At 57.0% G+C, this 525-nt stretch carries 1 pseudogene; it reads right to left on the reverse strand.

Going from position 1 to position 525, the window contains the following annotated elements:
• Positions 1 to 251: 251 nt before the first annotated feature.
• Positions 252 to 410: pseudogene (locus tag HV796_RS43260) on the reverse strand (IS6 family transposase); the annotation flags it as partial.
• Between the last annotated feature and the right edge of the window lie 115 nt (positions 411 to 525).

Here is a 525-nt window from a genome sequence, read left to right on the forward strand (position 1 = left end):
TGCACCGCCATCGTCGCACTCGACAGATGTGCCCTTCGGATGATCCCGGAGCCGATGTCGCTGGCCAACTACCTCCTCCCGCGTCAGCGGGTTAGTTCAATGTCCTTTATCCAATAAAGTATAAAGCGAGAGCGCGCTGTTCGGGGGCGCTTCAGGAAACGGAAAATAAGGCATTGTCAACTTGGCGAGATGAGACGGCACTGTCAACTTGTTGCGACTGTGTCGGAAAGACCGCGGTCGCCCACCATTCATCAGAAAACGTAGGACGGATTTTGGGTGACTTCGGTGAACTCGCACCAGGCGATAAATCTTGCCGCGAGTTGTTTGCGGTAGAGGGAGGCGCGCAGCAGATGCCGCTTGAGCGCGAAGTGTTGCCGGATCGGCCCGAAGCACGAGAGGAATGGCCCTGTCGCATTAACGCGGCGAAGTAGAATCGGCCGGATCGTAACGCATGACGAAGATGATGGCAAAGACGAAGACGCCAGGCAAGGCACTGCCTGCGGGCATTGGCAAGGTACTGAAGCG

Origin of the sequence: Paraburkholderia humisilvae (genome assembly GCF_902859855.1) — a bacterium.
Classification (GTDB): domain Bacteria; phylum Pseudomonadota; class Gammaproteobacteria; order Burkholderiales; family Burkholderiaceae; genus Paraburkholderia; species Paraburkholderia humisilvae.